The organism is Pseudomonas sp. FYR_5 (genome assembly GCF_043106315.1).
Classification (GTDB): domain Bacteria; phylum Pseudomonadota; class Gammaproteobacteria; order Pseudomonadales; family Pseudomonadaceae; genus Aquipseudomonas; species Aquipseudomonas putida_Y.
The window spans coordinates 166,965-184,633 of sequence record NZ_JBICMK010000088.1 but is presented as its reverse complement, the minus strand read 5'-3'; the positions used below and the strand labels follow the sequence as shown (position 1 = coordinate 184,633).

The 17,669-nt window shown below is 62.6% G+C and carries 16 protein-coding genes; 6 read left to right on the top strand and 10 right to left on the bottom strand.

The annotated features are described in order from the left end of the window. Nucleotides 1-39: 39 nt before the first annotated feature. The 4 genes from ACF8RA_RS16565 to ACF8RA_RS16550 form a co-directional block, all read right to left on the bottom strand. Nucleotides 40-672, bottom strand: coding sequence for a TetR/AcrR family transcriptional regulator (locus tag ACF8RA_RS16565; protein ID WP_176685255.1), 633 nt, complete (start codon nucleotides 670-672; stop codon nucleotides 40-42). Then, nucleotides 672-2,264 (bottom strand): glutamate--cysteine ligase, encoded by a 1,593-nt coding sequence (gene gshA / locus ACF8RA_RS16560; RefSeq protein ID WP_392487991.1) that lies wholly within the window; start codon nucleotides 2,262-2,264, stop codon nucleotides 672-674. The genes ACF8RA_RS16565 and gshA overlap by 1 nt, the downstream gene beginning before the upstream one ends. A 138-nt stretch (nucleotides 2,265-2,402) precedes the next feature. Continuing rightward, the gene (locus ACF8RA_RS16555) at nucleotides 2,403-2,786 is read right to left on the bottom strand and encodes a PaaI family thioesterase (RefSeq protein ID WP_021782595.1); all 384 of its coding nucleotides are present in this window, start codon (nucleotides 2,784-2,786) and stop codon (nucleotides 2,403-2,405) included. After that, nucleotides 2,786-5,110: a Tex family protein gene (locus tag ACF8RA_RS16550; protein WP_176685253.1), complete on the bottom strand. Its 2,325-nt coding sequence runs from the start codon at nucleotides 5,108-5,110 to the stop codon at nucleotides 2,786-2,788. The genes ACF8RA_RS16555 and ACF8RA_RS16550 overlap by 1 nt, the downstream gene beginning before the upstream one ends. A 217-nt stretch (nucleotides 5,111-5,327) precedes the next feature. Here ACF8RA_RS16550 and ompR point away from each other — a divergent pair, with 217 nt between their 5' ends. Both ompR and ACF8RA_RS16540 read left to right on the top strand, forming a co-directional pair. After that, complete coding sequence (ompR, locus tag ACF8RA_RS16545) at nucleotides 5,328-6,068, top strand: two-component system response regulator OmpR (RefSeq protein ID WP_176685252.1); 741 nt, start codon at nucleotides 5,328-5,330, stop codon at nucleotides 6,066-6,068. 13 nt (nucleotides 6,069-6,081) lie between these two features. Next, complete coding sequence (locus ACF8RA_RS16540) at nucleotides 6,082-7,395, top strand: ATP-binding protein (RefSeq protein ID WP_176685251.1); 1,314 nt, start codon at nucleotides 6,082-6,084, stop codon at nucleotides 7,393-7,395. A 90-nt stretch (nucleotides 7,396-7,485) separates the two neighbouring features. Here ACF8RA_RS16540 and rimK read toward each other — a convergent pair whose 3' ends face one another. Both rimK and ACF8RA_RS16530 read right to left on the bottom strand, forming a co-directional pair. Beyond that, entirely contained in the window at nucleotides 7,486-8,391 is a 906-nt protein-coding gene (rimK, locus tag ACF8RA_RS16535) for a 30S ribosomal protein S6--L-glutamate ligase (RefSeq protein WP_021782598.1), read from the bottom strand. After that, nucleotides 8,388-8,870: an ATP-dependent zinc protease gene (locus ACF8RA_RS16530; protein ID WP_028697326.1), complete on the bottom strand. Its 483-nt coding sequence runs from the start codon at nucleotides 8,868-8,870 to the stop codon at nucleotides 8,388-8,390. Before ACF8RA_RS16530 ends, rimK begins: the two co-directional genes overlap by 4 nt. 109 nt (nucleotides 8,871-8,979) lie before the next feature. On the opposite strand from ACF8RA_RS16530, the gene ACF8RA_RS16525 reads away from it, so the two are divergent. Then, nucleotides 8,980-9,381, top strand: coding sequence for an RNA-binding S4 domain-containing protein (locus ACF8RA_RS16525; RefSeq protein WP_176685298.1), 402 nt, complete (start codon nucleotides 8,980-8,982; stop codon nucleotides 9,379-9,381). A 27-nt stretch (nucleotides 9,382-9,408) separates the two neighbouring features. Here the strand turns inward: ACF8RA_RS16525 and ACF8RA_RS16520 are convergent, their stop codons facing one another. After that, a complete protein-coding gene (locus tag ACF8RA_RS16520; protein ID WP_176685250.1) occupies nucleotides 9,409-10,203 on the bottom strand; it encodes a phosphatase PAP2 family protein in 795 nt (264 codons plus the stop codon). A 119-nt stretch (nucleotides 10,204-10,322) separates the two neighbouring features. Here ACF8RA_RS16520 and hslO point away from each other — a divergent pair, with 119 nt between their 5' ends. From hslO to ACF8RA_RS16505, 3 genes are all read left to right on the top strand, one after another. Next, nucleotides 10,323-11,222, top strand: a complete 900-nt coding sequence (hslO, locus tag ACF8RA_RS16515; RefSeq protein ID WP_103443305.1) for an Hsp33 family molecular chaperone HslO — start codon at nucleotides 10,323-10,325, stop codon at nucleotides 11,220-11,222. A gap of 179 nt (nucleotides 11,223-11,401) precedes the next feature. Continuing rightward, nucleotides 11,402-12,943, top strand: coding sequence for a phosphoenolpyruvate carboxykinase (locus tag ACF8RA_RS16510; RefSeq protein ID WP_392460613.1), 1,542 nt, complete (start codon nucleotides 11,402-11,404; stop codon nucleotides 12,941-12,943). A gap of 281 nt (nucleotides 12,944-13,224) precedes the next feature. Continuing rightward, nucleotides 13,225-13,665 (top strand): thioesterase family protein, encoded by a 441-nt coding sequence (locus ACF8RA_RS16505; protein WP_176683646.1) that lies wholly within the window; start codon nucleotides 13,225-13,227, stop codon nucleotides 13,663-13,665. Nucleotides 13,666-13,717: 52 nt separating this feature from the next. Here the strand turns inward: ACF8RA_RS16505 and ACF8RA_RS16500 are convergent, their stop codons facing one another. The 3 genes from ACF8RA_RS16500 to fdhD all read right to left on the bottom strand — a co-directional run bounded on the left by ACF8RA_RS16500 (nucleotide 13,718) and on the right by fdhD (nucleotide 17,578). Next, nucleotides 13,718-14,200 (bottom strand): glycine zipper domain-containing protein, encoded by a 483-nt coding sequence (locus ACF8RA_RS16500; protein WP_104960602.1) that lies wholly within the window; start codon nucleotides 14,198-14,200, stop codon nucleotides 13,718-13,720. Nucleotides 14,201-14,396: 196 nt separating this feature from the next. Continuing rightward, the gene (locus ACF8RA_RS16495) at nucleotides 14,397-16,742 is read right to left on the bottom strand and encodes an FdhF/YdeP family oxidoreductase (RefSeq protein WP_176683645.1); all 2,346 of its coding nucleotides are present in this window, start codon (nucleotides 16,740-16,742) and stop codon (nucleotides 14,397-14,399) included. 5 nt (nucleotides 16,743-16,747) lie between these two features. Then, nucleotides 16,748-17,578, bottom strand: coding sequence for a formate dehydrogenase accessory sulfurtransferase FdhD (fdhD, locus tag ACF8RA_RS16490; protein WP_176683644.1), 831 nt, complete (start codon nucleotides 17,576-17,578; stop codon nucleotides 16,748-16,750). Nucleotides 17,579-17,669: the final 91 nt, after the last annotated feature.

Sequence of the window (17,669 nt, the reverse complement as noted above, 5' to 3'; positions counted from 1 at the left end):
GCTGCTCGATAATGGGGCCGTCAAGCGGCCCCAAATTTCTCAGCTGGAACGCTTGGCCAGATACGGCGGCAGATACAACCCCAGATACGCCTCGAACACCCGCTTGCCTTCCTCGGCCATGCGCGGGGTGATCGCCTCGTGCAACTGCACTGACCGCGCATACACCCGGTCGCTCAATTCCATGCCCAGGGCAAACACATCCACATCCAGTGGCATCACCGGCAGGTGAAAATGCTGGTCGAACAACTTGTACATCAAGTCGCCCAGTTCCATGTCGTGCTGCCGGTCGGCCTGCACCACCTCGCTCAGGCCATGCTGCGCCAGGATCAACTGCCGCGCTGCCGCATCCTCGTTATAGATATCAAGCATGCGTTCTTCGATCAGCCGTGACAGCTCGTGCCAGGTGCTGAACGCGCTGCTGTCGATCGGTGCGCTCAGGGCTTCGCGAAACGCCCGGTGTACATCCGCAGTCAGCGCCTCCAGCAAGGCCGGCACGCTGGCGAAGAAGTGATACACCGACGACGGTGGAATCTGCGCCCGCTCGGCCACGCTGTAGATAGAAAGTGCCGCCACCCCTTGCTCGGCCAACAGCTCACGCGCAGCCGCCAGGATCGCCTCGATCCTGGCCTGGCTGCTGGCGCGCGGTTTGCGCGGGGTGGTGGTGCGGTTCATCAACTGCTGATTGCCAGGATGCTGGCCTGGTAGGCGCCGACGAACAGGTCGAAGTCACCGACTTCTTCCTGCTCCAGCTCGGACTGCCTGGCGAGCGACTCGCGGGCCAGCGTCTCGAATGCCCGCTGTTTTTCGTTGCTCAGTGGTTGCTCGCGGAAAGTCTCGGCGTGCACACGGCTCTGGCGCAGCGAGAACTGGACGAAGCTCTCGTCATGCTCGGTCATGCGTGCCAGCACCTGGGCAGACGGGGTCAGTGAGGTGTCGTCGACCTTGGCCTGCTGGGCATCCAGGGCCTTGGCGTGCTCATCAGAGCCTTGCGCCTGGTCGAGCAGGTTGGCCAACTGGCGGATACGCTCGATCAGCTCGCTGGCCCAGTCCTTCAGGCTGATTGGCTGACCATTGCGGTGCAACTCCAGGCCCGGACGACGACCTTCCTTGACCACGGTCAGGAAGTTGCTGGTGCACTGGCCGCACTCACCGTTGTCCAGTTGCGGGCTGTCTTCCAGCGCGCAGAACAGCAGGAATGCGTCGAGGAAGCGTGCCTCGGTCAGGTCGATGCCGACCGGCAGGAACGGGTTGATGTCCAGGCAACGCACTTCCACATACTGCACACCGCGTGAAGTCAGGGCCTGGATCGGCCGTTCGCCGGAGTAGGTGACCCGCTTGGGGCGAATGTTCGAGTAGTACTCGTTTTCGATCTGCAGAATGTTGGTGTTCAGCTGAACCCACTCGCCATCCACATGCGTGCCGACTTCAACGTACGGCGGGTAGGGCGTGCCAACGGCCTTGCGCAGGCTGTCGGTGTAGCTGGCCAGGTTGTTGTAGCAGGGCGTGAGGCCGGCCTGGGCGTTGCTCTGGTAGCCCAGGTCGCTCATGCGCAGGCTGGTGGCGTAGGGCAGGAACAGGGTTTCGGCATCCAGCTCCTCGAGCTGGTGCGGGCGGCCACGCAGGAAGCCTTTGTCCAGTGCCGGCGAGGCGCCGAACAGGTACATCAGCAGCCAGCTGTAGCGGCGGAAGTTACGAATCAGCGCGATGTAGGCCGACGACTGGTAGTCGCGGTCATTTTCCGTATTGCCTTCGTCCTCGCGCAGCAATGGCCAAAGCGCTTCGGGCAGCGAGAAGTTGTAATGAATACCGGCGATGCACTGCATGGTGCGGCCATAACGCAGGGCCAGGCCTTTGCGGTAGACGTGTTTGAGCTTGCCGATGTTCGAGCTACCGTATTCGGCGATCGGGATGTCCTCCTCGGCCGGCAGTGTGCATGGCATCGACGGGCTCCACAGGTATTCGTCGCCCAGCTTGCTGTAGACGAAACGGTGGGTCTCCTCGAGGCTTTCGAGCACCTTGGCCGGGTCGGCCAGCGCCGGGGTGATGAACTCCAGCAGCGACTCGGAGTAATCGGTGGTGATCTGCTCGTTGGTCAGCGCCGATCCCAGTGCTTCCGGATGCGGGGTCTGGGCCAGGCGACCTTCGTCGGTCACGCGCAGGCATTCGCGCTCAATACCGTGCAGGCACTGCTTGAGCAGGGGGAGATTGGCGCCGAGCAGGCTCAGGCGGCGGTTGAGGAGGTCGCTCAAGATGTATTCCTTCACGCGTCAGTCGCCCCAATATGGGGGTAGAGATAACGGTCTACAAGGGTAGGAAGAAAGGAACTGGCGTTGTCGCCTGGTTTACGCGGTTCCAGCAGTGCCAGCGCACTGCTGAAAATACCGCAGATATTGCTTGGTGAGCTAGAGAACCGCGAAGGTTCCTTGCGCTTTGGCCACCAGCTTGTCGCCCTGGACTACGTCGGCGTCGACCACCAGCGTGCGCCGCCCGGCGTGCAGCACGCGGGCGGTACACAGCACTTCGCCGTCGCTGACGGCACGCATGTAGTTGATCTTGCACTCGATGGTGACGCTTTGCTGGTCAAAGCCATGGCTGGCCGAGCAGGCCAGGCCCATGGCGATATCCACCAGGCTGAAGATCGCCCCGCCGTGCAGCTTCTGGCCACGGTTGCGCAAATGTGGCTCGAGCGCCAGGGCTACCTCGGCAACACCGGTGTCCAGGTGTTGCAGGCGGCAGCCCAGAAGCTGGCTGAAGGCGCTTTCGACGTATTCACGTGGTACGTCCATTACTTCTTCTTCAACTGCTTTGCGTTGGCGAACAGGGCTGCCATGGCGTTGTTGGCCGGGGCGGCAGTGGCGGTTTCGCGCTGACGCGGTGCCTGCTGCTGGCGATTGCCGCCATTGCCACGGTTGCCACCGCGATTGCCTTCGACCTTCTCGCCCGGGGTGTCGCTCATGCGCATGGACAGGCCGACGCGTTTGCGCGGGATGTCCACTTCCATGACCTTCACCTTGACCACATCGCCGGCCTTGACCGCTTCACGCGGGTCTTTGACGAACTTCTCCGACAGCGCCGAGATATGCACCAGGCCGTCCTGGTGCACACCGATGTCGACGAAGGCACCGAAGTTGGTAACGTTGGTCACCACGCCTTCGAGGATCATGCCCGGTTCCAGGTCCTTGAGGTCTTCGACGCCGTCCTGGAAGGTGGCGGTCTTGAACTCCGGACGTGGGTCGCGGCCGGGCTTGTCCAGCTCTTGCAGGATGTCGGTGACGGTTGGCAGGCCGAAGGTTTCGTCGGTGAACTTTTTCGGGTCCAGGCGCTTGAGGAAGCTGCTGTCACCAATCAGCGAACGGATGTCGCGGTCGGTATCGGCAGCAATGCGCTGCACCAGCGGGTAGGCCTCAGGGTGCACCGCAGAGGCGTCCAGCGGGTTGTCGCCGTTCATCACACGCAGGAAGCCGGCGGCCTGCTCGAAGGTTTTCTCACCCAGGCGGCTGACCTTTTTCAGCGCTGCGCGGGTGGCAAACGGACCATTGGCATCGCGGTGGGCGACGATGTTCTGTGCCAGCGTGGCATTGAGGCCGGAGATGCGCGTCAGCAGCGCCACCGAAGCGGTGTTCACGTCCACGCCCACGGCGTTCACACAGTCCTCGACCACCGCGTCCAGGCCACGTGCCAGCTTCAGCTGGGAGACGTCGTGCTGATACTGGCCGACACCGATGGATTTCGGATCGATTTTCACCAGTTCGGCCAGCGGATCCTGCAGGCGGCGGGCGATCGACACGGCGCCGCGGATCGACACGTCCAGGTCCGGGAACTCGCGGGCGGCCAGTTCCGATGCCGAGTACACCGAAGCACCGGCTTCGGAGACCATGATCTTGGTGATTTTCAAGGCTGGATATTTCTTGACCAGCTCGGCCACCAGCTTGTCGCTTTCGCGGCTGGCGGTGCCGTTGCCGATGGCGATCAGTTCCACCGAGTGTTTGGCGCACAGTGCGGCCATGATGGAAATGGTGCGGTCCCAGTCGTTCTTCGGCGCGTGCGGATAGACCGTGGTGTGGTCCAGCAGCTTGCCGGTTGCATCGACCACGGCGATCTTGCAGCCGGTGCGCAGGCCCGGGTCGAAGCCCAGGGTAGCGCGCGGGCCGGCCGGGGCGGCCAGCAGCAGGTCGTGCAGGTTGTGGGCGAACACGTTGATCGCCTCGCCTTCGGCATTGTCGCGCAGTTCGCCGAACAGGTCGGTTTCCAGGTGGGTGTACAGCTTGACCTTCCAGGTCCAGCGCACCACTTCACCCAGCCACTTGTCGGCCGGTCGGCTGCGGTTTTCGATACCGACATGGTTGCCGATCATCAGCTCGCACGGGTGCAGCGTGCCGGGCAGTTCCTCGCCGACCTTCAGCGAGACGCTCAACACGCCTTCGTTGCGCCCGCGGAAGATCGCCAGGGCGCGGTGCGACGGCGCAGTACGCAGCAGCTCGTCATGAGCGAAATAGTCGCGGAACTTGGCGCCTTCTTCTTCCTTGCCGGCCACGACGCGGGCGCTGAGCACGGCTTCCTGCTTGAGGTAGCTGCGCAGTTTATCGAGCAGGGCGGCGTCTTCGGCAAAACGCTCCATCAGGATGTACTTGGCGCCCTCCAGCGCGGCCTTGACGTCGGTCACGCCCTTCTCGGCGTTGACGAAGCGTGCGGCTTCGCTTTCCGGGGCCAGGGCCGGGTCGTTGAACAGGCCATCGGCCAGTTCCCCAAGGCCGGCTTCCAGGGCGATCTGGCCCTTGGTGCGGCGTTTCTGCTTGTAGGGCAGGTACAGGTCTTCCAGGCGGGTCTTGGTGTCGGCCAGCTTGATCTCGCGGGCCAGTTCCGGGGTCAGCTTGCCCTGTTCCTCGATGCTGGAAAGGATGCTGGCGCGGCGCTCGTCGAGTTCGCGCAGATAACGCAAGCGCTCTTCCAGGTGGCGCAACTGAGTGTCGTCAAGGCTACCGGTCACTTCCTTGCGGTAGCGGGCGATGAAGGGCACGGTCGAGCCTTCGTCCAACAGGCTCACGGCCGCCTCGACCTGCTGTGGGCGTACGCCCAGTTCCTCGGCGATACGGCTGTTGATGCTGTCCATGTAAACCACCTGACATTTGTGAATACGGGGGTCGCCTGTGGGCTTTTTGCCCGGCGGCGCTGGATGAAAGCCGCGCATTATACCCATCGCAAACGGCTTGCGGTGATGGCGCCCGGCCAGCCGGAACTGGCGCCGGGGGAAAAATCTGCTAACAATGCTCACGCAACGTGCAGCAATGGCTACGCCATAATGCGCGGCGATATCAGAGGAGTTATTCATGACCGGCACGCCAAACACCACTGAAGGTGACAAGATTCTCATCGTCGACGACGATCCGGGGCTGAGCAGCCTGCTGGAACGTTTCTTCACCAGCAAGGGCTACCGTGCCCGTGCAGTGCCCAACACCGAGCAGATGGACCGTCTGCTGCAGCGCGAGGTGTTCAACCTGGTGGTGCTCGACCTGATGTTGCCGGGTGAGGACGGCCTGTCCGCGTGCAAGCGACTGCGCCAGCAGAACAACCAGATCCCGATCATCATGCTGACCGCCAAGGGCGACGAGCTCAGCCGCATCAAGGGCCTGGAGCTGGGCGCCGACGACTACCTGGGCAAACCGTTCAACCCGGACGAGTTGATGGCCCGGGTCAAGGCGGTGCTGCGCCGCCAGGCGCCGAGCGTGCCGGGAGCGCCGGGCAGCGAAGATGAATCGGTCACGTTCGGCGACTATGAACTGTCGCTGGCTACCCGCGAGCTCAAGCGTGGCGACGAAGTGCACATGCTTACCACTGGTGAGTTCGCTGTGCTCAAGGCCTTGGTGATGCACGCCCGCGAGCCGTTGACCCGCGACAAACTGATGAACCTGGCGCGCGGCCGCGAATGGGATGCGCTGGAACGTTCCATCGACGTGCAGATCTCGCGCCTGCGTCGCATGATCGAGCCGGACCCGTCCAAGCCGCGTTACATCCAGACTGTCTGGGGCGTGGGCTACGTGTTCGTACCGGACGGAAACGCCGGAAAATGATGCCTGGACGTCGATGAAAACACCGCTCTGGTTTCCGCAAAGTTTCTTCGCCCGCACCCTGTGGCTGGTGTTGATCGTCGTTCTGTTCTCCAAGGCGCTGACCCTGGTCTACCTGCTGATGAACGAGGACGTGCTGGTCGACCGTCAGTACAGCCATGGTGTAGCGCTGACCTTGCGCGCCTATTGGGCCGCCGACGAAGAAAACCGCGACAAGATCGCCGAGGCGGCAGGCCTTATCCGGGTGACCGGCTCGGGTGTGCCCGAAGGTGAGCAGCATTGGCCTTACAGTGAAATCTACCAACGGCAGATGCAGGCCGAGTTGGGTGAAGACACCGAGGTGCGGTTGCGCATTCATGCGCCTCCGGCGTTGTGGGTCAATGCGCCAAGCCTTGGCCCAGGTTGGCTGAAGGTGCCGCTGTACCCGCACCCCTTGCGCGGGCAGAAGATCTGGAACGTGCTGGGCTGGTTCCTGGCCATTGGTTTGTTGTCCACCGCCTCGGCGTGGATTTTTGTGCGCCAGTTGAACCAGCCGCTCAAACGCCTGGTGTTCGCCGCCCGCCAGCTTGGCCAGGGGCGCAGTGTGCGCCTGCCGATCAGCGATACCCCCAGCGAGATGACCGAGGTGTACAAGGCGTTCAACCAGATGGCCGAGGATGTCGAGCAGGCCGGGCGTGAGCGCGAGCTGATGCTGGCCGGGGTTTCCCACGACTTGCGCACACCACTGACACGGCTGCGCCTGTCGCTGTCGTTGCTGAACAGCGACAACGAGCTGAGCGATGACATGGTTCGCGATATCGAGGACATGGACGCGATTCTCGACCAGTTCCTGGCCTTCATCCGCGATGGCCGTGACGAGCCAGTGGAAGAGGTCGACCTTGCTGACCTGGTGCGCGAGGTGGTGGCTCCTTACAACCAGCCGGAAGAGCGCGTGCGCCTGTGCCTGGAGCCGATTCCACCGTTCCCGCTGCGCCGGGTTTCGCTCAAGCGCATGCTGGGCAACCTGATCGGCAACGCCCTGCACCATGCTGGCAAGGGGGTCGAGGTGGCTGCCTATGTGTCGGGGGATGAGAGTGCGCCGTATGTGGTGCTCAGCGTGCTGGACCGCGGTGCCGGTATTGACGAGTCGGAGCTGGAAACCATCTTCAACCCGTTCATTCGCGGTGACCGGGCGCGGGGTGGCAAGGGCACCGGGCTGGGGCTGGCGATCGTCAAGCGGATTGCTGCGCAACATGGCGGGAATGTGGAGTTGCGTAACCGGTCTGGCGGCGGGATCGAGGCGCGGGTCAGGTTGCCGCTGGGGCTGCTGCTGCCGCGTAATGCTGTGTGAGGCTCACTGGCCTCTTCGTGACTGAAGCCGCTACAGGGGTTGTGCAGTACCTGTGGGGCTTCAGCCGCGAAGAGGCCGGTACAGGCTGAATCAGCCTTTGCCCTTGGTCCGGGTCTGATTGGGCCCGCCATTCTTCTCCAGATGCTCGATGATCATCCCGGCCACGTTCTTGCCCGTGGTGACTTCAATGCCCTCCAGCCCCGGTGACGAGTTTACCTCCATCACCAACGGCCCGTGGTTGGAGCGCAGGATGTCCACGCCCGCCACGCTCAACCCCATCACCTTGGCCGCCCGAATTGCGGTAATGCGTTCTTCAGGGGTGATTTTTATCAGGCTGGCGACGCCACCTCGGTGCAGGTTGGAGCGGAACTCGCCCGGCTTGGCCTGACGCTTCATTGAGGCAATTACTTTATCGCCTACCACGAAGCATCGAATATCTGCACCACCGGCTTCCTTGATGTACTCCTGAACCATGATGTCCTGCTTGAGGCCCATGAATGCTTCGATCACCGACTCGGCCGCCTGGGGGGTTTCGCACAGCACCACGCCGATGCCCTGGGTGCCTTCCAGCACCTTGATCACCAGCGGGGCACCGTTGACCATCTGGATCAGGTCGGGGATGTCGTCCGGCGAGTGGGCGAAACCGGTGATCGGCAGGCCGATGCCGCGCCGCGACAACAGCTGCAACGAGCGCAGCTTGTCGCGCGAGCGGGCAATGGCGACCGACTCGTTGAGCGGGTATACGCCCATCATTTCGAACTGGCGCAGCACCGCGCAGCCATAGAACGTAACCGAAGCACCTATGCGCGGGATCACCGCATCGAAGCCTTCCAGCGGCTTGCCACGGTAGTGGATCTGCGGCTTGTGGCTGGCAATGTTCATGTAGGCCCGCAGGGTATCGATCACCACCATTTCGTGGCCACGCTGGGTACCGGCTTCGACCAGGCGGCGGGTGGAATACAGACGCGGATTGCGCGACAGCACAGCGATCTTCATGCAGCACCTGTGACAGGGGAAAGGGTGGCCGGGAAGGCCGGTTTGTCTTGTACGTATTTCAGGCCGGGGTTGACCACCAGTTGGCCGTGTATCAGAGCCTTGGAACCAAGCAACAGGCGGTAGCGCATGCTCTTGCGGCAGGCCAGGGTGAACTCCACCTCCCATACACCATCACCCAGCGCCAGTGACGTGCGGATGACATAGCGGGTCTGGGCGTGGCCGTTGGAGCTCTTGATGGTCTTCATGGTCACCAGCGGTGCCTCGCAGCGGCGGTGACGCAACTGCACCACCGAGCCCAGGTGCGCAGTGAAGCGAACCCAGGGCTGGCCGTCGCGCTCGAAAGGTTCCACCTCGGTGGCATGCAGGCTCGATGTGCTGGCACCGGTGTCGATCTTGGCGCGCAGCCCGGCCACGCCGAGGTCAGGCAGGGCGACCCACTCGCGCAGGCCGATCACAGTCAAATGGTCAAATGTCTTCACGAAGCGCACCCTGCGAATGAGGTGGTGAACTTTAAGCACGGCGGGGACTTTTTGCATCCGTATGTGAAGGTAGTACAGTTCGATGAAAGACAGAATCCGAGGTAACGGGATGGCACAAAAAGCCGAAGACGACGACAAGGTTCGCCTGGACAAATGGCTATGGGCGGCGCGCTTCTACAAGACCCGAGCGCTGGCCAAGGCGGCGATCGAGAGTGGCAAGGTGCATTGCCGGGGTGAGCGTTGCAAGCCGGGCAAGGAGCCGCGGGTGGGCGACGAGTTCGTACTGCGTACCGGGTTCGATGAGCGCACCGTGGTGGTGAAGGCGCTGTCGATGGTGCGTCGTGGTGCCCCGGAGGCGCAGGCGTTGTACGAGGAAACCGAAGAAAGTGTGCGTCGCCGTGAACAGGCCGCTGAGATGCGTAAGGCCGGGGCCATGGGCGTGACCACCGATGGCCGGCCGACCAAGAAGCAGCGGCGGCAGATCCACCAGTTGCATGGAAGTTACGATTGAATGGGGCTGCCGTGCAGCCCCAGGCATCTAACGGAACACCGCCATTCGCCCGACCAGCGGTAGCGTGGACAACAGCTTGAACAACGGCGCTGTCCAGCGCATCAACGCCTCGCTGCCTTTGGCCGCCAGCGGCGTGTAGTAGCTCCAGCCCAACGCCAGCACCGCCATCAGCAAGCCGCCGATGTAGTCGTCCTGCCCCCAGTGGGCACCGGCTACCAGGCGCGGAAGCATGAACAGCAGCGCCAACCCCCAGACAACCAGGTACTGCAAAAGGCCGCGGCTGAACACGCTCATGAACAGCGCCCAGACCAACAGCACCGAGGCGTGATCACCCGGGAAACTCTTGCTGGAACGGTCCTTCAGTTCCCAGGCAGCCTCCAGATTCGGGTAATAGTCACTCAGGTGCACGACGTCGTCGAAGATCATCGATGGGCTCTTGTGCTGCCACCCGGCTGCATCCACCCACTTGGAAAACAGCGCGCGAATCACCACTAAGAGGAGTAGCGTGACCAGAAAGCCGAAAAATGCCTGGCGAACCTGAGCGGCCTTGAACACCCAGTCACCGCGAATGAGCACAGCCAGCAGGATCAGACCGACGACGATATCGAACGGGCGCAGGCTGCCAAGTGCCCAGATATTACGCCAGGCAGTATTGTCTGCCAGTGGTGCGTTCAGGCTGCGGAACAGCCACTCGTCGAAAGTCAGGCACAGGATCTGGCCAATGGGCCATAACCAGAAACACAGTAGAGCGATGGGAAGCAGCGTACAGGCTGCCAGTGGCCCCCAGGACCACCTTGCTTGGAACAGTGGTCGATTGTCCATAAAATACCTCTATTGCAAACAGAAATCGGAGCGCCGTGTGAGCGCTCTGTCATGGGCTCTCGCAGGTTCGCGACAACCCTTGTAACCATTTTGTCATCATTTTCAGATAGCCAAAACCTATGAGCGAATTGCCTGATACCGATTTCACCCAACGTTTCATCTTCGACGAGCGCGATGTGCGCGGCGAGTGGGTGTCTCTCGATGACAGCTACGCCGCAGTGTTGGCGCGTCATGAGTACCCCCAGCCGGTCAAGGTGCTGCTCGGCGAGTTGATGGCCGCCACCGCCTTGCTGGTGGGTGCGATGAAGTTCGATGGCCTGCTGATTCTGCAGGCGCGTTCGGCTGGGCCGATTCCGCTGCTGATGGTGGAATGTTCCAGCGACCGCGAGATCCGCGGCATGGCCCGCTACGAAGCGGACCAGATTCCGGCGGGTGCCACCCTGTCGCAGCTGATGCCCGACGGCCACCTGACCCTGACCATCGACCCGGTCAAGGGCCAGCGCTACCAGGGGACCGTCGACCTCGATGGCGCCAACCTGTCGGAATGTTTCACCAACTACTTCGTCCAGTCGCAGCAGCTCAATACCCGTTTCTGGCTCAATGCCGAAGGCGGCAAGGCCCGTGGGCTATTGCTGCAGCAACTGCCGCGTGATCGCCAGCCGGATGATGAAGAGCGCGAAGACAGCTGGCAGCACGTAGTGGCCCTGGCCAAGACGCTCAAGCCGGAAGAGTGGACAGAGGGCAACGAAACCCTGCTGCACCGCCTGTACCACGAAGATGCCGTGCGCCTGTTCGATATTCAGCCACTGCGCTTCAATTGCAGCTGTTCGCGGGAACGCTCCGGCAATGCGTTGGTCAGTCTGGGCGAACACGACGCCAAGGCGCTGGTGGAAGAGTGTGGCGGGACGGTGGAGATCGATTGCCAGTTCTGCAACGAGCGCTACTTCTTCGATGCCAGCGATGTGGCGCAACTGTTTGCGGGTGGCGGTACTGACGTGGCCTCAGAAACTCGTCACTGAAACGTTAAAGCTCAGGATAATCTCCTGTCGAATTGCGCAAAAGCGCAGTTCTGACAGGAGGGGCCTACTTTTTTTGGGCGTTTCTGGCATAATCCGGCCACTTTTTTCGCTGTAGTAGTTTTTTCAAGACAACTACAAAACGTTTGGAGCACTCGGCCTCGGGCCGGATGGGGTATCTCATGACGCAAGCCAACAACACCGTGTACACCGACCTGAGCGTCGATGAGCTGGTAAAAGAAGCGCTGCAACGCGGTGAAGGCGTACTAGCCGATACTGGCGCACTGGTCGTGGAGACTGGTCACCGTACCGGCCGTTCGCCGGCTGACCGTTTCATCGTCGAAGAACCTTCCACCCAGGACGCCATTTCCTGGGGCCCGATCAACCGCAAGTTCCCGGCTGACAAGTTCGATGCCCTGTGGGCTCGCGTCGAGGCGTTCAACAACGCCCAGGATCACTTCGTTTCCTATGTTCACGTAGGGGCTGCAGCCGAGCACTACCTGCCGGTGAAGATGACCACCCAGACTGCCTGGCAGAACCTGTTCGGTCGTTGCCTGTTCATCAACCCGGAGCAGTTCAACCCGGCTGGCCGCGACCAGTGGCAGGTCCTCAACGTTGCCAACTTCGTGTGCGAACCTGAGCGTGACGGCACCAACTCCGACGGTTGCGTGATCATCAACTTCGCCCAGAAGAAAGTGCTGATCGCTGGCATGCGCTACGCCGGTGAAATGAAGAAAGCCATGTTCTCGGTGCAAAACTTCCTGCTGCCGGCTGTCGACGTACTGCCTATGCACTGCGCGGCCAACATCGGCGAAGAAGGCGATGTGACCCTGTTCTTCGGCCTGTCGGGCACTGGCAAGACCACCCTTTCGGCAGACGAAAGCCGTTACCTGATCGGTGACGACGAGCACGGTTGGGGCGAAGGCGTTGTCTTCAACATGGAAGGCGGCTGCTACGCCAAGTGCATCGACCTGTCCGAGAAGAACGAGCCGGTCATCTGGAAAGCCATCAAGCACGGCGCAGTACTGGAAAACGTCGTTCTCGACGCCAACAAGCACGCCGACTACACCGATGTCAGCCTGACCCAGAACAGCCGTGCGGCCTACCCGCTGGAGCACGTTGCCAAGCGTTCGGAAGCGAACCTGGGCGGCGAGCCTAATGCAGTGATCTTCCTCACCTGCGACCTGACCGGTGTTCTGCCTCCGGTTTCGATCCTGAACAACGAGCAGGCGGCCTACCACTTCCTGTCCGGCTACACTGCGCTGGTCGGTTCCACTGAAATGGGTTCGGGCGGCGGCATCAAGTCGACCTTCTCCACCTGCTTCGGCGCACCGTTCTTCCCGCGTCCGGCTGGCGAGTACGCCGAACTGCTGATCAAGCGTATCAACGGCTTCAACTCCAAGGTCTACCTGGTCAACACCGGCTGGACGGGTGGTGGTTACGGCGTTGGCAAGCGCTTCAGCATCCCCACTACCCGTGCCGTGATCGCTGCAATCCAGAGCGGCGCACTGGTCGGTGCCGAAACCGAGCACCTGGACATCATCAACCTGGACGTGCCGAAGGCTGTTCCGGGCGTTGAAGCCGAACTGCTCAACCCGCGCACCAACTGGGCTGACAAAGCGGCCTACGACGAGGCTGCCAAAGGTCTGGCCAAGCTGTTCATCGAAAACTTCAAGAAGTTCGAAGTTTCCGACGCCATCAAGGCCGCTGGCCCGCAGCTGTAAGCCGAGCTCAGCCGCAACGAGAAAGCCGCCCCCAGGGGCGGCTTTTTTGTGGGGGCGGGCTTGCCCGCGAAAGGGGCGGACCTGCTGGCCAATTTCCACCCGTGGTTCACCGTCGCAGCCGCCATCGTATTCGCGGGTAAACCCGCTCCTACACACTGATCGGTGGTGGGCGCAGGCCGTTGCAGGAGCGGGCTTGCCCGCGAAGGGGCCCGCATAGGCAGCGAAAGTCTGGTTTTTCTGTTTCACTGTCAGCATCCATTGCGAAGACAAGAGCCAGCCAGATGACCGAAGCCCCTCAGCGCACTGCCTTCTCCCACTTTCACCCGATCCTTACCCGCCCCCAGGACAACGACCTGAACGGCCACATCGCCGGTGCAACGGTGCACGGCTTCTTCGAAACCGCGATACAGGCGTTTCTCGTCGAGCAGGCGGAACTGGACCTGCGACACGGTGAACTGGCCGCCTTCGTGGTCAGTTCGGCTGCGGATTTCTATGCTCTGCCGGGCTTCCCGGATTTGCTGGAGGTGGGGTTGGGAGTGACGCGTCTGGCGGGCAGCACGGTAGAGTACCGGCTGGCGCTGTACCGTCCGGGCGAGCCGGACGCGTGCGCGGCAGGTACGGTGGTGCAGGTGTTCATCGAGCGCGCCAGTGGCCGGCCTGTAGCGTTGCCAGAGGCGCTGCAGGTGATCCTGTCCGGCCTTGTGCTGGAGCGACAGGCATAAAAAACCCCGCTGGCAGGGGCGGGGTTTTGTTGCCGGGGCAGGGCCCCAGGCGTTAGTCGCGCCAGTGGCGCTTGTGCTTGCGGTGGCCGTAGTGGCGGCCACGGTCCCAGTGACGACGGTCGTCGTCGTAACCGCGACGATAGCGGCGGCCATCGCGGTAATCGTCTTTGTCGGCCTCTTTGCCCAGGTAGTTACCCAGCGCACCACCGGCACCACCGCCGGCTGCCGCACCAATGTAGCTACCCGTGGTGCCGCCCACGGAGCGACCGACCACGTTACCACCTGCGGCGCCCAGCGCGCCGCCGATAGCGGCTTCACCACGCTGGCGTTTGTCTGCGCCCAGAGCGCCACCTGCCGCACCGCCCAGACCGGCACCAATGGCGCCGCCGGTGCTGCCACCGATGGAGTTGCCCACGACAGAGCCCAGTACCCCACCCAGTGCGCCGCCAATGCCGGCCTCGGTGGTGCCGCCTGCCATGGCAACGCCGCTGAGCAAGCTGAAAGACAACAACAGAATCGAGGAGTACTTCTTCATCAAGAGAGCCTCATAGGGATGACGAGGCGAATTTGAGGCTAAGAGGCGTGGCTGGCAACGGAAATCCGACGAGTAACACGAGTTGTACACAATTCTCTAACTTGCTGTATTTACTATGAAACTTTATCGTTTTTAGGCTGTCCCAGACTGTTATGACAAAGCCCTGAGCCGCCACGGAACAGGGCTTTTTTCATTTTTACAGGATGCGCCCGTCGTCCCGCGCTCGCTCCAGTTTGATGGCAATGAACTTCGATGTTGGCGTATGGCTACCAACGCCAATGCTCTCCAGCGGCACCAGCGGGTTCACCTCCGGGTAATACGCTGCCGCCTGCCCGGCAGGGATGTCGAAGGCCAGCAGGGTAAAGCCTTGCACCCGGCGCTCATGCCCATCCCCCCACAACGAAACGATGTCGACCTTCTGCCCCGGCTGGAAGCCCAGGCGGATGATGTCGGCTTCGTTGGCGAACAGCACCTCGCGCTGGCCGCGCACGCCGCGGTAGCGGTCGTCCAGGCCATAGATTGTGGTGTTGTACTGATCGTGCGAGCGCATCGACTGCATGATCAGGTCTGGCAACTGGCCGCTGGCGCGTACGCGTTCGTCAAGCAGCGTGTCGGGCAGCAGGTTGGCCTTGAAGTTGGCGCGGCCGGTGCTGGTCGCCCATTCGCGGCTGGCCGCGCTGTTGCCCAGATGGAAGCCCCCCGGATGACGCAGGCGCTGGTTGAAGCCGCTGAAACCGGCAATGGTATCGCCGATCAGGTCGCGGATACGGTCGTAGTCGGCCACCAGCCAGTGCCAGTCCACCGGTTGTTTGCCCAGCGTGGCGGCGGCGATGCCGGCGATCACCGCAGGCTCCGAGCGCATTTGCGTCGACAGCGGCTTGAGCTGACCGTTGGAGGCGTGGACCATGCTGAACGAGTCTTCCACCGTGACTGCCTGTGGCCCGTCGGCCTGCAGGTCGATGTCGGTGCGGCCCAGGCACGGCAGGATCAGTGCCTGCTTGCCATGGACCAGGTGGCTACGGTTGAGCTTGGTGCTGATGTGCACGGTCAGCTCGCAGTTGCGCAGCGCCTGGGCGGTACGCTCGGTGTCGGGTGTGGCTTGGGCGAAGTTGCCGCCCAGGCCGATGAAAACCTTGGCCCGGCCATCGAGCATCGCGTGGATGGCTTCGACGGTGTTATGGCCATTGCGCCGTGGCACGGGGAAGCCAAAGCGCTTTTCGATGGCATCCAGCAGTGCCTCTGGCGGGCGCTCGTTGATGCCCATGGTGCGGTCACCCTGCACGTTGCTGTGGCCACGCACCGGGCACAGACCGGCACCGGGCGCGCCGATGTTGCCGCGCAGCATCTGCAGGTTGACGATTTCCTGAATGGTCGGCACCGAATGACGGTGTTGGGTGATGCCCATCGCCCAGCACATGATCACCCGCTTGCCCCGGCAGTACATGCGCGCGGCCAGTTCGATGTCGGCCAAGGTCAGTCCGGACTGTGCCTGGATGTGCGACCACGGCGTGGCGTCCACCACGGCCAGGTATTCATCGACGCCATGGCCATGTTCGGCGATGAAGGCGTGATCGAACACGGCCGGTTCACCGTTGGCCTGGGCTTCGCGTTCCCATTGCAGGACGAACTTGGCCATGCCGCGCAACATCGCCATGTCGCCACCCAGGGCCGGGCGGAAGAAGGCGGTGTTGGTCGGACGGTCACTGTTGGTCAGCATTTCCAGTGGGTTCTGGGGGTGCTGGAAGCGCTCCAGACCACGCTCCTTGAGCGGGTTGATGCACACCACCTGGGCGCCACGTTTTACCGCATCGCGCAGTGGGTCGAGCATGCGCGGGTGGTTGGTGCCGGGGTTCTGGCCCCAGACAAAAATGGAATCGGCGTGCTCGAAGTCGTCGAAGGTGACAGTACCCTTGCCGACCCCGACGCTTTGCCCCAATGCCACCCCGCTGGCCTCATGGCACATGTTCGAGCAGTCAGGGAAGTTGTTGGTGCCGTAGGCGCGCACGAACAGTTGGTACAGGTACGCCGCTTCGTTGCTGGCTCGTCCTGAGGTATAGAACTCGGCCTGGTCAGGGTTGGCCAGCTTGTTCAGCTCGCGGGCGATCAGGGCGAAGGCGGCATCCCAGCTGATCGGCAGGTAACGGTCGCTTGGTGCGTCGTAGACCATCGGTTCGGTCAGACGCCCTTGGTACTCCAGCCAGTAGTCGCTCTGCTGCAGCAGCGAGGTGACACTGTAACGGGCAAAAAAGGCAGCATCGACACGGCGCTTGGTAGCTTCCCAGTTCACCGCCTTGGCGCCGTTCTCGCAGAACTTGACCATGCCGCTTTCCGGCGAATCGCCCCAGGCGCAGCCGGGGCAGTCGAAACCGCCGTTCTGGTTGGTCTTGAGCAGGGCGCGAATGTTCTTCAGCGCGTTATCGCTGCCGACCCAGGCCTTGGCCACGCTACGCAGCGCGCCCCAACCGCCGGCGGGGCCGTGGTAGGGCTTGTAGCGAGGGGGGGAGGCTGGGGTGTTGTCCGGAAGAGGTTGGTACGAGGTCACGACTGTTACGACTCCGCCGCTGGGCTGTAGACCCGCGGTGCGCTGTGCTTGGGCAAGTGGATAAGGTTGAGGTTGTGTTTGCGCGCCCATTGCAGGGCAAGGCCGGTGGGCGCTGACAGGCTGACCAGGGTCTGGATGCCGGCACGCAGTACCTTCTGGATCAGCTCCAGGCTGCAGCGGCTGGTGACAATCGCCAGGCCGCCCTGGCTGTCGATGCGCTGTCGCAGCAGGGCACCGATCAGTTTGTCGAGGGCGTTGTGCCGGCCGATGTCTTCGCGGCCGAGCAGCAGTTCGCCTTGGCGGTCCATGAACAGTGCTGCATGCACGGCGCCGCAATGCTGGCCCAGTGGCTGGAAGGCGTCGATGCGCTCGCGCAGGCCGACCAGCCACTGGGCCGGGGGCAGGGGCGCACCCGGCAACACGGCCAGGTCCGGCAGCGCCTGCTCCAGGGCTTCGACACCACACAGGCCGCAACCACTGGTGCCGGCCAGTTGGCGGCGCTGGTTTTTCAGGTTCCAGAACGCTCGGCTGGAAATTTCCAGGTCGGCGTACATTGCCGAACCGCCGCCGGAGAGCTTGAGGTCGTAGATTTCTGCGGTGCCTTCGACAATGCCGCTGCCGACGCTGAAACCGACGGCGAAGTCTTCCAGATCGGTAGGGCTGACCAGCATTACCGCCTGGTTGAGGCCGTTATAGACAATGGCCAGGGCCACTTCCTCGGCCAGCGGGGTGCTGTCGCGTTTGGCGTCGCTGAGCTGGACGTAATCGTAGGTGTTGCTGGCGGCGGGCATGGACAAGGGTGATGAGGCCGCGCAGACCGGAGGCTTGCTGTTCATCGGGGCGCTGAATACCGGCGGCTTTCTGATAGCACAAGCCTAGGCGTGCGGGCCGGCGGCGTCTAATCGCTAGGGTCTATGCCTTGATAGA

Bases quoted from the DNA above. Each gene is read 5' to 3' on its own strand.
- ACF8RA_RS16565 (WP_176685255.1), bottom strand. From the start codon at position 672: ATGAACCGCACCACCACCCCGCGCAAACCGCGCGCCAGCAGCCAGGCC.
- ACF8RA_RS16555 (WP_021782595.1), bottom strand. From the start codon at position 2,786: ATGGACGTACCACGTGAATACGTCGAAAGCGCCTTCAGCCAGCTTCTG.
- ACF8RA_RS16550 (WP_176685253.1), bottom strand. From the start codon at position 5,110: ATGGACAGCATCAACAGCCGTATCGCCGAGGAACTGGGCGTACGCCCA.
- ompR (WP_176685252.1), top strand. From the start codon at position 5,328: ATGACCGGCACGCCAAACACCACTGAAGGTGACAAGATTCTCATCGTC.
- ACF8RA_RS16540 (WP_176685251.1), top strand. From the start codon at position 6,082: ATGAAAACACCGCTCTGGTTTCCGCAAAGTTTCTTCGCCCGCACCCTG.
- rimK (WP_021782598.1), bottom strand. From the start codon at position 8,391: ATGAAGATCGCTGTGCTGTCGCGCAATCCGCGTCTGTATTCCACCCGC.
- ACF8RA_RS16525 (WP_176685298.1), top strand. From the start codon at position 8,980: ATGGCACAAAAAGCCGAAGACGACGACAAGGTTCGCCTGGACAAATGG.
- ACF8RA_RS16520 (WP_176685250.1), bottom strand. From the start codon at position 10,203: ATGGACAATCGACCACTGTTCCAAGCAAGGTGGTCCTGGGGGCCACTG.
- hslO (WP_103443305.1), top strand. From the start codon at position 10,323: ATGAGCGAATTGCCTGATACCGATTTCACCCAACGTTTCATCTTCGAC.
- ACF8RA_RS16510 (WP_392460613.1), top strand. From the start codon at position 11,402: ATGACGCAAGCCAACAACACCGTGTACACCGACCTGAGCGTCGATGAG.
- ACF8RA_RS16505 (WP_176683646.1), top strand. From the start codon at position 13,225: ATGACCGAAGCCCCTCAGCGCACTGCCTTCTCCCACTTTCACCCGATC.
- ACF8RA_RS16500 (WP_104960602.1), bottom strand. From the start codon at position 14,200: ATGAAGAAGTACTCCTCGATTCTGTTGTTGTCTTTCAGCTTGCTCAGC.
- fdhD (WP_176683644.1), bottom strand. From the start codon at position 17,578: ATGAACAGCAAGCCTCCGGTCTGCGCGGCCTCATCACCCTTGTCCATG.